This is a genomic window from Shewanella sp. 10N.286.51.B7 (assembly GCF_002873615.1).
In the GTDB taxonomy this organism is placed as follows: Bacteria; Pseudomonadota; Gammaproteobacteria; order Enterobacterales; family Shewanellaceae; genus Shewanella; species Shewanella electrodiphila.
Window position 1 is genome coordinate 1 of sequence record NZ_MCUF01000001.1, and the last position, 16072, is coordinate 16072.

14 protein-coding genes are annotated in these 16072 nt (G+C 40.2%); 9 read left to right on the forward strand and 5 right to left on the reverse strand.

The genetic code is table 11. From position 1 onward, the window contains the following. Positions 1-206: 206 nt before the first annotated feature. The 9 genes from BCU84_RS00005 (at position 207) to gloA (ending at position 9756) form a co-directional block, all read left to right on the forward strand. Positions 207-2108, forward strand: coding sequence for a GGDEF domain-containing protein (locus tag BCU84_RS00005; protein ID WP_102526048.1), 1902 nt, complete (start codon positions 207-209; stop codon positions 2106-2108). 124 nt (positions 2109-2232) lie between these two features. Beyond that, a complete protein-coding gene (gene rsxA / locus BCU84_RS00010) occupies positions 2233-2811 on the forward strand; it encodes an electron transport complex subunit RsxA (RefSeq protein ID WP_102526049.1) in 579 nt (192 codons plus the stop codon). Between the two features lie 2 nt (positions 2812-2813). Continuing rightward, positions 2814-3431: an electron transport complex subunit RsxB gene (rsxB, locus tag BCU84_RS00015; protein WP_102526050.1), complete on the forward strand. Its 618-nt coding sequence runs from the start codon at positions 2814-2816 to the stop codon at positions 3429-3431. Next, positions 3425-5941: an electron transport complex subunit RsxC gene (rsxC, locus tag BCU84_RS00020; protein WP_102526051.1), complete on the forward strand. Its 2517-nt coding sequence runs from the start codon at positions 3425-3427 to the stop codon at positions 5939-5941. Before rsxB ends, rsxC begins: the two co-directional genes overlap by 7 nt. Positions 5942-5943: 2 nt before the next feature. Then, positions 5944-6993, forward strand: a complete 1050-nt coding sequence (gene rsxD / locus BCU84_RS00025; RefSeq protein WP_102526052.1) for an electron transport complex subunit RsxD — start codon at positions 5944-5946, stop codon at positions 6991-6993. Between the two features lie 23 nt (positions 6994-7016). Further along, the gene (gene rsxG / locus BCU84_RS00030) at positions 7017-7652 is read left to right on the forward strand and encodes an electron transport complex subunit RsxG (protein ID WP_102526053.1); all 636 of its coding nucleotides are present in this window, start codon (positions 7017-7019) and stop codon (positions 7650-7652) included. After that, positions 7645-8340 carry an electron transport complex subunit E gene (locus BCU84_RS00035; protein WP_102526054.1) on the forward strand — a complete coding sequence of 232 codons (696 nt, stop codon included), beginning with the start codon at positions 7645-7647 and terminating at the stop codon, positions 8338-8340. Before rsxG ends, BCU84_RS00035 begins: the two co-directional genes overlap by 8 nt. Positions 8341-8373: 33 nt before the next feature. Continuing rightward, positions 8374-9015 carry an endonuclease III gene (gene nth / locus BCU84_RS00040; protein WP_102526055.1) on the forward strand — a complete coding sequence of 214 codons (642 nt, stop codon included), beginning with the start codon at positions 8374-8376 and terminating at the stop codon, positions 9013-9015. Positions 9016-9345: 330 nt separating this feature from the next. Further along, positions 9346-9756: a lactoylglutathione lyase gene (gloA, locus tag BCU84_RS00045; RefSeq protein WP_102526056.1), complete on the forward strand. Its 411-nt coding sequence runs from the start codon at positions 9346-9348 to the stop codon at positions 9754-9756. Between the two features lie 72 nt (positions 9757-9828). Here gloA and BCU84_RS00050 read toward each other — a convergent pair whose 3' ends face one another. The 5 genes from BCU84_RS00050 to BCU84_RS00070 all read right to left on the reverse strand — a co-directional run bounded on the left by BCU84_RS00050 (position 9829) and on the right by BCU84_RS00070 (position 16018). Beyond that, on the reverse strand, positions 9829-12342 hold the full coding sequence (locus BCU84_RS00050) for a TonB-dependent receptor (protein WP_102526057.1): 2514 nt from the start codon (positions 12340-12342) through the stop codon (positions 9829-9831). Positions 12343-13094: 752 nt separating this feature from the next. After that, the gene (ruvB, locus tag BCU84_RS00055) at positions 13095-14102 is read right to left on the reverse strand and encodes a Holliday junction branch migration DNA helicase RuvB (protein WP_102526058.1); all 1008 of its coding nucleotides are present in this window, start codon (positions 14100-14102) and stop codon (positions 13095-13097) included. Between the two features lie 10 nt (positions 14103-14112). Next, entirely contained in the window at positions 14113-14730 is a 618-nt protein-coding gene (gene ruvA, locus BCU84_RS00060) for a Holliday junction branch migration protein RuvA (protein WP_102526059.1), read from the reverse strand. Beyond that, complete coding sequence (gene ruvC / locus BCU84_RS00065; protein ID WP_102526060.1) at positions 14727-15248, reverse strand: crossover junction endodeoxyribonuclease RuvC; 522 nt, start codon at positions 15246-15248, stop codon at positions 14727-14729. Before ruvC ends, ruvA begins: the two co-directional genes overlap by 4 nt. Before the next feature lie 23 nt (positions 15249-15271). Beyond that, entirely contained in the window at positions 15272-16018 is a 747-nt protein-coding gene (locus BCU84_RS00070) for a YebC/PmpR family DNA-binding transcriptional regulator (RefSeq protein WP_102526061.1), read from the reverse strand. Positions 16019-16072: the final 54 nt, after the last annotated feature.

Sequence of the window (16072 nt, forward strand, 5' to 3'; positions counted from 1 at the left end):
AGTCCAGTCCGGGGAGCCAAGATTTTGACGCTTTGTCAGTATTATACCCTTTCTTGATATCTATCTTTTTTAAATTCCTTTATAATTTCCTAAAATTTACACTACAATCTTAGTGTTAACTCCTTTATTTGTTATAGCTTTTTAATTTTTTGCCGCTATACATAAATGTATGATGACATCAGATTATTACAGGAAATGGACTATCCATGGGCTTATCGAAATCATTCCAATTAGTACTGTTTGTGATTTTTGGACTACTGTTTTTCCGGATTTATGATCTGGAAAATAAAGAAATGCAGCAACAAGGCGCATTAGCCATCCAAAACTACATCACACATATTGATAATATGACTGAGTGGGATGAAAACGGTGAAACGCTATTCAACACCCTGTCCCAAAATTTTACCTTTCAGTTTTTTCAATATATCCATGAAAGCGACAGTGATCTCAACTATACCTACGGCACATTGGCAAAAAGTGATGCAGAATTTGAAGACAAAATTTTCAGCATTCAATTAGGTCATACAAAGTCATTACCCAATGGTCGCTTGCAAGTCAGACTCAGCACTAAATCAGTCATATCTGCAAGTTTCGCCAATTTAGAAAAAGCCGCGACCCTGGTTATTTTTGCTTACCTTATTCTCATGATTAGCTTTGCTTTATTAATGATGCTGCATCGTCGTGGCATAAAATACCTTTGCGATTATATCGACAACATTCCGAACCTAACCTTCCAAGCCGTTCAAACATCTCGTTTAAGAGGTTCTTTAAAACCCATTGGTATCGCGCTTGAAAAAAGCCGTATAGAGCTTAAAACCAGCATTGGTAATTTTCATAAAGAAAATGATTTACTAGCAAAAGCGGCATATCAAGATCCTGTTACGGGCTTTTCTACCCGCCGTCGCTTTAATGATTATATGAAAAGTATCAGTAACTCTGACAAAAAACAGTTTGGTGTGCTTGCAATAATTAAAGCCGCAGATTTATCAACCATCAATCAATTACATGGCCGTGAAGCGGGTGATGATTACTTAAGTCAAATTGCATCTTGTATAAGACGCGCTGCAGCTAAATCAGGTGTGAGTGAATATTATCGCGTATCGAGTAGTGATTTTGCGCTGTTTATCCAAGACATTACAGTAAAAGAAGGCGAACAATTTTTAGTCACATTAAAAGCCTACTTCGATGAGTATGCTCAAACTGTTGAAACCGATAACATTGCCCATAGTGGCATGGTGCCATTTGAAAGTAATAGCGATACTCATGCGCTGTTAACCTTGGCAGACACAGCAGTGAGCATAGCGCAAACTTCTGGACTCAATCGTTACCATATTCTTGAAAAATTTACCGGCAACGAACAATTAGGTGATGACCACTGGAAAGTAACGATTAATGAATTAATTAATCGCAAAAGTCTTAAGTTCTTTCAACAGCCGATATTGCCTTGTAACAATCAAGTCGATGTATACCGCGAACTTTATGCGCGATTTTTTAATACTGAAGGTTCAAACTTACCCACAGCCAGCGTTATTGCCATGTCGGAACGTCACGGTTTGAATATCGATTTAGATAAAATGATCGTGGTTCACACCTTACAGTTACTCAATGCAAACCCAAGTTTAACCGGTAATTTTGGCGTCAATATCAGTGCATCTTCTGCCCTACAAGAAATATTTGTTTCTTGGCTGAGAGATATTTTATCAAGCCATCGTTCGACCTCGGCAAGGCTTGTGTTCGAAGTCAGTGAATCGGGTATGCAACAAAATGTCACTGCTAGTCGACGTTTTGTTCACGAAATGCATAAGGTCGGAGCAAGAGTTGCCATCCAGCAATTTGGTTTAGGCTTTTCATCATTTAAATTTTTCCGAGAAGTAAAGCCTGATGTGATTAAACTTGATAGCAGTTATAGCGACGGTATTGACCAAGACAATAACAACAAATTCTTTGTCAGAATGATTGTTGATATTTCACGTCGCATTGGCATAAAAGTCATCGCAACTGGCGTTGAAAGACAAGATGAAAAACTGACATTAGAAAAAATGTTAGTTGATGGCTTGCAAGGATATTATATTGCTAGACCAGAAATCATCGCTAAAACTGATAAATAAATAATCAATGTAAGACCAATCTTCCAAAATAGGGTTAATATTTACATAACCCTTTTTTTTATCCGTTGTTTCTCGACCCTAAACCTTAGATAATAGAGCTAATATCAAATAGAAAAGTGTAGTAATGACAGACTATCTCTTACTGTTAATTGGTACCGTACTGGTTAACAATTTCGTTTTAGTAAAATTTCTTGGCTTGTGCCCTTTTATGGGGGTATCTAGTAAACTTGCCTCCGCCATCGGAATGTCGATGGCTACCACATTTGTACTAACTTTAGCCTCTATCTTAAGCTATCTAACTAATGAGTTTTTACTACAGCCATTTGGATTAACTTATTTACGCACAATGAGCTTTATTTTAGTCATTGCCGTTGTCGTGCAGTTTACTGAAATGTTAGTCCAAAAAACCAGTGCATCTTTACATCGCGCCTTAGGCATTTATTTACCGCTAATTACCACCAACTGTGCGGTACTCGGTGTCGCCCTGCTAAACGTAAATGAAGATCATAACTTTATTCAATCAGCTGTATATGGCTTTGGTGCTGCAGTTGGTTTTTCATTGGTGCTGGTTTTATTTTCTGCCATGCGAGAACGTTTAGCCGCTGCAGATGTGCCACTCCCGTTTAAAGGCGGCGCTATTGCCATGATCACTGCAGGTTTAATGTCTTTAGCCTTTATGGGATTTGCGGGGCTGGTTAAATAGTCATGTCGAGTATTGCAATTGCTGTCGTTGTGCTGACACTTCTAGCACTAATTTTCGGATTAATATTAGGTTACGCCTCAATTAAATTTAAAGTTGAAGGTAACCCAATTATTGATCAGGTCGAAGCCTTATTACCTCAAACACAATGTGGCCAATGTGGCTACCCAGGTTGCAGGCCTTACGCAGAAGCCATAGCAAATGGCGATAACATTAATAAATGCCCTCCCGGTGGCACCGCTACCATGGAAAAACTTGCAGGCTTAATGGGTGTTGACCCTGAACCATTAAATGAAGTTGCACAAGAAGCCGTAAAAAAAGTGGCTTACATCCGCGAAGATGAGTGCATTGGCTGCACAAAGTGCATACAAGCCTGTCCTGTCGATGCCATTTTAGGCGCGGGCAAACTCATGCACACAGTCATTGCCAAAGATTGTACAGGTTGTGACTTATGCGTCGAACCTTGCCCTGTTGACTGTATTGATATGATCCCCGTTGAACAAAATCTTAAAAATTGGGATTGGAAGTTAGCGAGTATTCCAGTCACAGTCGTAGAAGATAGAACTGTCACCATCAGAATGAAGCAAGAAGATAAAGCTGTAAAAGAGGACTCTCAGTGCTAACTTTATTAGAACAAATTGATAAAGGAACGTTATGGCACTCTCCTGGAGGGATCCATCCGCCGCAACTCAAATCACTTTCAAATCAATCGACAGCCAAGCGATTAACGCCTGCTAGCCAATATCGCGTTCCATTACCACAAGTAGGTGATTGCGCTCGGCTAAGCATTAAAGTGGGCGAGCAGGTAAAACAGGGCCAAAAATTAACCGATGGCGAAGGTTTTATGTACTTACCAGTGCATTCCCCAGTTTCCGGCCATGTTATTGATATCAGCTTACAGTCAAGTAACCATGCTTCAGGGCTACCAACACTTACTTGTATAATCGAAGCTGACGGCCTTAATCAAACAATTGACTATCAAGAGTCAGCTTTAGTTGAATTATCAAATCAGCAAATTTTAGATAAAATTAAGCAAGCTGGTATTGCTGGAATGGGTGGTGCAACTTTTCCGAGTCATATAAAGCTTAACCCAGCGAGTGAAATCGATTTAGTTATTATCAATGGTGTTGAGTGTGAACCTTACATCACATCTGATGATGTATTAATGCGTGAGAATGCTTTAGAGATTTTTAAGGGTATTCAAATTATTAATCAGTTGCTAACACCACAACGTATTGTTGTTGCAATTGAAGATAATAAACCAGAAGCGACTCTTGCTATGCAGCAATGTTTAGCAAGATTTGATGATTTAACCTCCATTGTCAAAATCACCGTTATACCAACAAAATACCCTTCAGGTGGTGAGAAACAATTAATACAAATTATTACCGGCCGAGAAGTCCCAACTGGCAGTATTCCAGCTCAGCAAGGTGTGGTGGTGCACAATGTTGGTACTGCATATGCTATTCAAGATGCTGTTTTACATGGAAAACCACTTATCGAACGACTCGTCACTTTAACGGGTGAACAAGTTACTCAACCGGGTAATTATTGGATTTCGATAGGTACTAGCGTTGAATATGCGCTGCAGCAAGTCGGTTTTAACGCAGATATTAATCAGAAAGTGATTATTGGTGGCCCTATGATGGGTTACGCGCTACCTGATTATAATGTGCCTGTATTAAAAGGCACTAACTGTATTCTGACGCCAAGTGCCAACGAAATCGCACCTGATGTCGAAGAAAAAGCCTGTATTCGTTGTGGTGAATGCGCCGTTGTCTGCCCTGCTTTATTATTACCACAGCAACTATTTTGGCATGCTAAAGCGGAAGAATACGACAAAGCAGCCAGCTTTAATTTAAAAGATTGCATTGAATGCGGTTGTTGTAGTTTTGTTTGCCCAAGTGACATTCCATTAGTGGAATACTATCGCGTTGCTAAGTCGGCATTAAAAAATGAAGCTGAAGAAAAACAACAAGCTGAACAAGCAAAAATTCGCTTCGAAGCACGACTCAAACGTTTAGAAGATGAAAAACTTGCCCGAGAAGAGAAATCTCGTTTAGCTGCAGAAAAACGCAAAGCTGCGGCAAATGCTAGTAGCAATAAGAATACTGTCGCTGAAGCCATGGCCCGCGTCGCAGCTAAAAAGTTAGCAGCAGAACAAGAAAGTAAACAAGACAAACCAGCGACAGATAAATCTGCAGCTGTAAAAGCGGCCATTGAGCGAGCTAAGGCGAAGAAGTTAGCCAATCAATCAACAACATCGAATACTCCAGATGAAAATGCATCAACTGATAATTTACCTGCAGTTAATGATAAAAAAGCGCAAATTGCAGCCGCTGTAGCTCGAGCTAAAGCAAAAAAATTAGCTCAGAATAAAGCAACGCTGTCTGAGAATGATACTGCATCAGCACAAAACGAACCCGTTGATGACAAAAAAGCTAAAATCGCGGCAGCAGTTGCACGTGCTAAAGCGAAAAAGCTTGCACAAAAACAAGCTGAATCCGCCAGCGATACGGATGCAGCAAATTCGCAAGTGCTATCTTCTGATGAGCTATCTTATGAAGAGCAGTCTTCTCAAGAGCAAGCGCCACAAGTGCAAGCTCAGTCAGAAATAGGTACAGATACGGATTCTGATGTATCCGAACCGCTTGATGATAAGAAAGCTAAAATAGCCGCTGCTGTAGCGCGTGCTAAAGCGAAAAAACTAGCTCAAAAACAAGCTGAGTCAGCTGCCGATACGGATATACAAAGTTCGCCAGTGCAATCATCTCAAGATCAAACTTCACAAGTGCAAGTTCATACAGAAATAGGCACAGGTACGGAGTCTGATGTATCCGAACCGCTTGATGATAAGAAAGCTAAAATAGCCGCTGCTGTCGCACGTGCTAAAGCGAAAAAGCTCGCGCAAAAAGCAGCTGAATCTGAAAATAAAACTGATGTTGAGTCTGATAACAGATCAAAGGCTGATGCGCTTACTTCACCAGCTCAAACCGAAACAAGTGCCCTGCCTGTTACGCCTTCTAATGTAAGCGAACCAGTAGATAATAAAAAAGCACGTATAGCTGCAGCGGTTGCAAAAGCCAAAGCGAAAAAACTGGCTAATAAACAGAAGTTGAGCGAAAAGGAATAATCATGGCATTTAAAATTGCATCCTCTCCCCATGTAAGTACCACATTGCACACTAATAAAGTGATGCAACGCGTGGCATTATGTTTAATTCCTGGCATTTTGGCTCAAGTATACTTTTTTGGTATGGGTACTCTGGTACAAATCCTAATTGCTGTATTAACTTGTTTATCGGCAGAAGCTGCAATAATGAAGCTTCGTAATAAATCGATTAAAAATGCCTTATCTGATAACAGTGCATTGGTTACTGGGATATTAATAGCTATAGCAATCCCACCACTTACCCCTTGGTGGATGACTGTCATTGGTTGCGGGTTTGCGATGGTGATTGTTAAGCACTTATATGGCGGATTAGGTAATAACATATTCAACCCTGCCATGGCGGCTTATGTATTACTGCTCGTATCCTTTCCAGTGCAAATGACTAACTGGGTAGCGCCTGCTGAATTAGCTGCGAATCAGGTGGGTATTGTGGCAGCTTTTGCCCATATTTTTGAATTTACCAGTGCGGGCTTAGATCATTTTCGAATTGCCGTTGATGGACATACGATGGCCACGCCACTTGATACCTTTAAAACAGACTTATCAATGGGTATGACAAGTAGTGAAAGTCTACAGCGTAATGTATTTGATGGCATGACTGGTGTTGGTTGGTTCTGGATCAATTTAGCCTACCTTGCAGGTGGCCTAATTATGTTGAAACTTAACGTCATACGTTGGCACATTAGCACTGGTATTTTATTAGCAATATTCGTTTGTTCGGGTTTCGGATTTTTACTCAACCCAGACACTCACGCAAGCCCAATGCTGCACCTATTTTCTGGCGGGACAATGTTGTGCGCATTTTTTATTGCAACTGATCCTGTCACTGCAGCGACCAGTACACGTGGAAGACTCTTGTTCGGTGCCATTATTGGTGTATTAGTTTTCGTGATTAGAACTTACGGTGGTTACCCTGATGCCGTAGCGTTTGCAGTGTTACTTGCCAACATGTGTGCACCATTTATCGATTACTATATTCGTCCTCGTTCATATGGTCATCGCGCGGGAAATTAAGCCGCTAAACTACAGGATTAAACATGTTCAATATTATTACTCGAAACGGCCTTATCCTTGCCCTGTTCGCACTCTGTTGCACAGGCTTGGTCGCTTCAGTGAATTTTTTTACCGAAGATCGAATTATCGACCAGCAACGTAAACAACTTGCAGGTATCTTAGAACAAATTATCCCTAATCATTTGCATGATAATGAGTTAACTGAAGATTGTATTTTAGTGACCAATCAAGAGTTCCTTGGTTCTGATGAAGCGTTGCCTGTTTATATTGCTAAGATGAATAATGAACCTATAGCGATTGCAATTGAAGCTATTGCACCAGATGGTTATAACGGTGATATTAAAATCATTTTAGGTGTTAATAATGACAATGAGTTATTAGGTGTTAGAACCTTAACTCATCAAGAAACCCCAGGGCTTGGCGATAAAATTGAACTTCGTAAATCAGATTGGGTATTAGGCTTTAGCAATTTATTGTACGACCCAAATAGCAAGCCAATGGCAGTTAAAAAAGATGGTGGCGACATAGATCAATTCACTGGGGCAACGATTACACCGCGTGCTTACGTCAACGCCATTAACAATGCACTCGCTTTTGTCAGCGCTAATAGAGAATCACTTTATAACACCGTCAATCATTGTGGACGTGAAAATGACTAATTATCGTGAAATTGCATGGCAAGGATTATGGAAAAATAACCCTGGGCTTGTACAACTACTTGGGCTTTGCCCTCTTTTAGCTGTTACTGCTACAGTCACTAATGCGTTAGGTTTAGGCCTCGCAACACTCATTGTGCTTGTAGGCTCCAATGTGCTGGTTTCTTTAGTGCGTGAATTTGTTCCTAAAGAAATACGCATCCCTGTATTTGTCATGATCATCGCCGCACTAGTGACTTGTGTACAGTTACTCATCAACGCATATGCTTATGGCCTTTACTTATCCTTAGGGATCTTCTTACCACTTATCGTAACAAACTGCGTCATTATCGGCCGCGCTGAAGCGTTTGCGTCTCGCAATAATGTTACCAGTGCTGCATTTGATGGATTAATGATGGGTGTTGGCTTTACGGCAATTTTGGTTGTTTTAGGCGGTATGAGAGAAATACTTGGCCAAGGAACCTTATTTGATGGAGCTGAACTCTTACTGGGAGACTGGGCAGCGAACCTCACCATTCAAGTATTTAATGTTGATACACCGTTTTTGCTAGCAATGTTGCCACCTGGCGCGTTTATCGCTATGGGATTATTGATCGCACTTAAAAACGTTATAGATAGTAAAATTGAGCAAAAGAAACCTCAACAAGCACCAGAAGCTATTGCACGTGCGCGGATCACTAAAGTCGGTTAAACAACTAAAATATCAACATAACGAATAAATAAAATGAATAAACAAAAACGCTATGAAATGCTGACTAGGCTTAGAGATAATAACCCTAAGCCTGAAACAGAACTTAACTTTGCCAGCCCATTTGAATTGCTAGTCGCGGTAACGCTTTCTGCGCAAGCAACCGATGTTAGTGTCAACAAAGCAACCGATAAACTATTCCCAGTTGCTAATACCGCTCAATCAATTTACGACCTTGGTGTTGATGGCTTAAAAACCTATATTAAAACTATTGGCTTGTATAACAACAAAGCGATTAACGTCATTAAAGCCTGTAAAATGCTAATCGATTTACACGGTGGTGAAGTGCCAGAAAATCGTGAAGCATTAGAAGCCCTACCCGGCGTAGGCAGAAAAACAGCTAACGTTGTGCTCAATACTGCCTTTGGCTGGCCGACGATAGCCGTTGATACGCATATTTTCAGAATGGCGAACCGAACCAAGTTTGCTATGGGCAAGAATGTCGATCAAGTTGAAGAAAAAATGCTTAAAGTCACCCCTGCTGAATTTAAAGTTGATGTTCATCATTGGTTTATCTTACATGGACGCTATACCTGCATCGCTAGAAAGCCGCGTTGCGGTAGCTGTATGATAGAAGATTTGTGTGAATTCAAAGACAAGGTTTACCCTGAAGATTGAATCAATTTATTTCAGACACAAAAAAACCGCGTTAAGCGGTTTTTTTATGGCTATTTGGTCAAGGTTATTAAAACAACGATACAAAAAAAGCACTGAAACAAATTGCGATTACTACTGAGGTACCTAGAGCCATTTTTAGTTCTGTTGTCATTATCTTGTCTCCAAATGAATTTAAGTTAATTCTAGCTAATATGGATATATTTCACAGCTTTTAACCGTGATTATGTGATGTTAAACAACAAAAAATAATATTCTAAATCAATTTTTTAACTGCAATAGAAATTTGTTATGCTTACAAAAAATACCCAATCAATAACTAAAGAGCACCCTATGTCGCAACTATTACATACTATGATCCGAGTCGGTAACCTTGAGCGCAGTATTGAGTTTTATACTCAAGTCATGGGCATGAAATTACTTAGACAATCAGAAAATGCTGAATATCAATATACCCTTGCATTTGTCGGTTTTGGTGAAGAATCAACTGGCCAAGCAGTGATTGAGTTAACTTATAACTGGGGCACTGAAAATTACGATTTAGGTACTGGATTTGGTCATCTCGCCATTGGCGAAGAAGATATCTATCAACGCTGTGATGCGATTGCTGCAGCTGGCGGTAAAGTTACCCGTGCTCCAGGACCTGTTGCAGGCGGAAGTACTGAGATTGCTTTTGTTGAAGATCCAGATGGTTATAAAATTGAACTGATACAGAAGAAAGCAATGAGTGAGGGATTGGGCTAATAATTATTGTTTAGTTCATCAACCAATAAAAAAGCCAGCAAATGCTGGCTTTTTTGATTCTGTAAAGTTCGATTAGAACTTCATTGTTACACCAGCGAAGTAAGTACGACCGATTGTGTCGTAAACTTCTGGTACAGTACCACCGTCACTGCCGTTCGAAACTCTTGATGGCTCTTCATCAGTTAAGTTCTTAACACCAGCGCTTAGCATCCAGCTATCGTTGATAAAGTAACTAGCTGATACGTTGTGATAAAGGATTGAATCTACTTTATTGCCTGCACTTAAGTCATCCATTTCACCGATATAACGGTTGAAGTACATTACGCTCCAATCGTCTTGACCAGCTTTTATACTAAAGTTGTTACGTACTTGAGCGTATGCGCCAAAGTTACCGTCGATAGTATTAGTGTAGTCAATGCCATCTTGTTCAAAGTTCAACAAGTAAGTCGTATCGTTGCTGATAGTCCAATCTAAGTTCAGCGCATCGAAAGTATAAGCTAAGTTAAAATCAATACCGCTTGTATCTTGGTAACCTACGTTCGTTAACGAGTTAGTTAGGTTAGATAAATCACCATTTGGTCCGATGTTGAATAATTCACAAGTTGCTTGGTCGCCACCGTAACATGCATCTAGACCTGCTTGAGTATCTAAACGTGTAATCGCGTTTTTAACTTTAAAGCGCCAGTAATCAAGTGTTAACGACATGCCATCAACATAGCTAGGCGAGTAAACTAAACCTGCTGTGTAAGACTCTGACTCTTCTGGTTCAAGATCTTCATCAGATGTGTAATTAACCAAAATTTGTGGATCTTGCTCGTTACCCCAAGGATCATTTAGGTAATCGAACGAACCTGAGTTACCGCCGTATAGCTCACTAACACTTGGAGCACGGAAACCAGTAGCGGCTACAGTACGAATCATTAAGTCATCTGTCGCTTCATAAGTTAAGCCAATTTTCCAAGTTGATGCGTTACCAAATGTTGAGTAATCATCAAAGCGAAGAGCAAATTCACCGGTTAATTTATCTGTAAACGGTACGCTAACTTCTTGGAAGATTGAGATTACGCTGTAATCGCCATCCGTTGGATCTTGTTGTGCAGCAGTACTGTCACCAGCAATTACGATTGGATCTGGGTTGTAATAACCACTCTCGTAACGGTATTCAGCACCAATTGCGAAAGCAACTGCACCTGCATCTAAGTCAAACAACTCACCAGTAAGACCGGCAGAGAAGACATGCTGCTCGTTACCGCCATCAGCTTCTTCAGTGTAAGCAACGCTGTCTAATAGCGCTTGGTCTGTCATTGGCTGACCAGTCAACCAAGGGTCTTGATCTGCATAAATTGCGTCAGTCATGATTGATGCATTAATCGAGTTTTCAACAGCTGTTTTAGCTTTGTTTTTACCGTAAGTGTATGAAATATCCCAATCCATACCAGTATTAACATCAACATAACCGGCTAAGCCTGCAGATACACGTAGCGTATCAGTATCTTGAGTATAAACACGTGGACCAACGTCATTCATACGTTTTCTGTAGTTAACTTGACCTTTATCATCTGCAGTAATACCAGCATCAATCATATCTTGATCAAGTTCGAAACATGTTGCTGGATCATCTCCTGCTTCACAAACATCAAGCGTAAGATTGGCAGGTTGTGGTGCTAATTGCTGATTAGACTTACGCTTGGTATAAAGAATATCACCCGTAAATATTAAGTCATCACTCAACTCTTGAGTCATATTTGCAAATAAGCTGTAACGCTTACTTGGCGTTTGATAGAAACTATCTTGTGTGTAGTCATATCCTTCGCCGCGATCAACCCAGTTACCATTGTCATCTTTAACCATTCCGCCTAAAGAGCCACCTGGGATGAATGAGCTATTGCCTGGATCTGTCCAGTCACGGTCTGATTGAACAACACCTTTACGCTCAGAGTAAGCTGCACCAATTGTGTAGTTACCACCTTCAGTATTAAAACCGTATAGAGCACTGATTTCGCCGTTTTCACCGTCACTCTTGTCAGTCATACCGCCTTGAACGTCTACCTGAAAACCTTCAAAATCTTTCTTAGTGATAATGTTCACTACACCAGCAATAGCGTCTGAGCCATATACTGCTGAAGCACCATCTTTAAGGATTTCTACTCGTGCAATCATAGCAACTGGAATAGCGTTTAAATCCACAGCACTATCAGCACCAGAACCAGAGTTCACCATACGACGGCCATTAAGCAGTACTAAAGTACGCTGTGAACCCATACCACGTAAATCGACTTGCGCTACACCGTCTGAACCATTATTGGTACTAGAACCAACTGCAGCACCTGCCATTGATGTTTGAGCTTGAAGTAGCTCATCTACTGTAGTGAAACCTTCAGAACGAATCGCAGCAGCATCAATTACAGTTACTGGAGAAGCAGTTTCCATGTCTTGACGTTGAATACGGGAGCCTGTGACTGCAATTCTTTCTACGTTTGCAGATTCTTCTTCAGCATAAGCGCTTACTGAAACTGCTGAAGCAGCAGAAACTGAGGCTAATAACGCCACATTAATGCTGTTTGATATTTTAGATTTTTTAATCATTTGTTGCTCCCAGGTGATATCTTTTCTTATTCTGTTTACGCAATTAAATAAATATTTAAATTTGCGTTGGACTAGATACTGAATAACCAGAGATATTTCGTCAAACCACTAACTTGTAACTTTTGAACCATTTTTTGTTAATAAATATGCGCCAAGTATGTAAACCAAAATAGGTGATGAACATCTCAAAACATTATTAGTTTAATATTTCAGTTGAATAAACTAGTAAAACACCTGTGCAATAGAATTATTACCTAGGTCACAAATAACATTTTTAAAACTTACCTAATTGCGAAAGTGTGACGTAGATCACATAAATAGTTTGAACCTTGACTCGGTTAAATCAAATATCTTCAGTTTTCATTCAGAATTTAAATTATTCACAATTAAAAACACTGAAACTCAGTCCTGCTGTGACTCAGAGCTAATTGCTAAATTAAGGAGGTTTATTAACCAAGTTGATTGGCGACAATAAAGGGTGATTATTTTACTGCAGTTGTTTTATTCCTCACTATTGAATGAAGAACATTAAGTAATAACTTTTTACATTCACAGAACAATTAAGCGTTAACTAACAAAAAATAAACATTTATCGAATTTATGAATTTCACTTTATAAAGTTTAAACAAAAGAAAATGTTAATAAGTTGGTTCTCGGCTCATTGCATAGATATTCATTTTATTTGGGCAATAAAAAAGGAAAGCCTGTGCTTTCCTTTTTCTATTTTATTGTCTTGATTTAATATTAACAATTTATTCTGCAGGTTTGATTATATCAAAATGTTGATATGCTCTGTCAGTCGCTATTCGCCCTCTTGGTGTACGCTGAATAAACCCTTGTTGAATTAAAAAGGGCTCTAGCACATCTTCGATAGTTTCGCGGTCTTCGCCAATTGCAGCCGCTAAGTTATCTAACCCTACCGGTCCGCCCATGAACTTATCAATAATGGCTAATAATAACTTTCTATCAAGGTAATCAAAGCCCTCTAAATCAACATCTAATAAATCTAATGCTTTTTGAGCGACTTCTTCAGTTACAAAACCATCATGTTTTACTTCGGCGTAATCTCGCACTCGTCGTAATAAGCGGTTAGCAATCCGTGGTGTACCACGTGAGCGCTTTGCAATTTCATATGCCCCCGCTTCATCTATCGGTAACTCCATCACCTTGGCAGAACGGGTGACAATGGTGCACAGATCTTTGACGTTATAAAACTCTAAACGAAGTGGAATACCGAACCTTGCGCGTAATGGTGAAGTTAACGCACCCGCGCGGGTAGTTGCACCAATCAAGGTAAAAGGCGGTAAATCAAGTTTAATAGATCTTGCAGCAGGGCCTTCGCCAATCATGATATCTAATTGGTAGTCTTCCATTGCTGGGTATAGGATTTCTTCGACAACAGGGCTCAAACGGTGTATTTCATCTATAAATAACACGTCACCATGTTCAAGGTTTGTTAGAAGAGCAGCTAAATCCCCTGCTTTTTCAAGTACCGGCCCAGAAGTCGATTTGATATTGACGCCCATTTCATTCGCAACGATCATAGCTAATGTGGTTTTTCCGAGTCCTGGAGGGCCAAAGATGAGCATGTGATCAAGTGCTTCTTCGCGCTTTAGCGCGGCCTCAATAAACACTTTTAACTGGGCACGAGTATCATCCTGCCCTGTGTAATCCTCCAACATTTTAGGCCGCATAGCTCTATCAATGTGAACTTCTTGCTCGAATTCTTGTGGCTGGATTAAACGATCCGCTTCTATCATTGTGGCCTCTTTATAACATTGACTTTAGAGAGGCTTTAATTAACACCTCACTTGTCATTCCGTCGCTATAAGCACTTAGCACAGCTTTACTTGCTTGTGCTGGTTTGTAACCTAAAGCAATTAACGCAGCAATGGCATCTTCTTCTGCATTATTTTCGATGGCTGCAGGCTTATAATTACTTTGTAGAGCAAATTCACGTTCAGAACCTACTGATGCTTCTAATAAGCTTTTCAATTTATCACGCATTTCGATAACTAAACGTTCTGCGGTTTTCTTACCGACACCGGGAAGTTTAACTAAAGTAGCAATATCATCTCTTTCGACACAATTAACAAACTCAGATGCTGTCATGCCAGATAAAATAGTTAAAGCTAACTTGGGACCAACACCATTGGTTTTTATTAATAAGCGAAACAGTGCACGCTCTTGTTTAGTGATAAAACCATATAGTAACTGCGCATCTTCACGAACCACAAAATGAGTGTATAACATTGCAACTTGATTAAGTTCCGGAAGCTCGTAAAAGCTGGTCATAGGCACTTGTAACTCATAACCCACGCCATTAACATCTAACACTATTTCAGGCGCTTGTTTCTCAACAACAAGTCCACTTAATCTTCCTATCATTTATATCGTCCATATGTGCGGCTTTGGGCTTTTCCGCCCATTGCAATTAAACTTTGAAAAGTATGGTTATGACAAACAGCAACGCCCAACGCATCTGCCGCATCCGCTTGGGGCGCTGCTGGCAACTTAAAAATTTGTTGGATCATATGCTGAACTTGTGTTTTTTGCGCGCGTCCAGTTCCTACAACCGCACTTTTAATTTGAGTTGCACTGTATTCGGCAACAGGTAAACCCGCATTCATTGCAGCGACAATGGCTACGCCTCTTGCTTGACCCAATTTAAGGGCTGAATCAGCATTTTTTGCCATAAAAACCCGTTCAATAGCAAATTGATCGGGTTGGTACTGCTTTATTATTTCAGTGACCCCATCAAAGACTTGTTTAAGTCTAGTGGGCAGATCATCTGCAGAGGTGCGAATACAACCACTACCAAGGTATCTTTGCTGTCTACCCTGACATTGAATGACACCATAACCTGTGATCCGCGAACCTGGGTCAATACCCAAAATGATTGTCATCGCTTTACGCTTCCTTGGAACAATTATTCAAGGCTTTCCATCACTTCATCTGAGATTTCAGCATTATGATAAACTTCCTGAACATCATCATGATCTTCAAGGTTATCAATTAAACGCATAAATTTTGCCGCAGTATCGGCATCTAATTCAGCTTTGGTACCTGCTATCATAGTGACTTCTGCATTGATGGCTTCAAATCCAGCAGCATCCAGTGCATCTTTAACACTGCCAAAGGCATCAGGTGTAGTCAGAACATCAAATGCACCATTGTCATGAGTGACAACATCATCAGCACCAGCTTCTAATGCAGCATCCATTAATTCGTCTTCGTCAATGGCTGCATCATAAGAAATAACCCCTGATTTAGTGAACATATATGCCACTGAGCCATCAGTACCTAAATTTCCACCAGATTTACTAAAGGCATTACGCACGCCTGAGACGGTACGGTTTTTGTTATCTGTCATGGTTTCTACCATAACTGCTGTACCGCCAGGCCCATAACCTTCATAAATAATGGTATCTAATTGCTGACCATCGAGTTCACCAGCCCCACGTTTGACAGCACGTTCAACAGTGTCACGAGTCATGTTATTTGATAATGCTTTATCAATTGCTGCACGTAGACGCGGGTTGGCATCAGGATCTGAGCCTCCTTCACGAGCAGATACCGTTAACTCTCGAATAAATTTACTGAATAGCTTACCTCGTTTTGCATCTTGAGCAGCTTTACGGTGTTTAATGTTGTCCCATTTACTGTGACCAGCCATTGTGACTCCTTCAGTTATATTTGTTCTATATAAAAACAGACCGAGGCAAAAGCC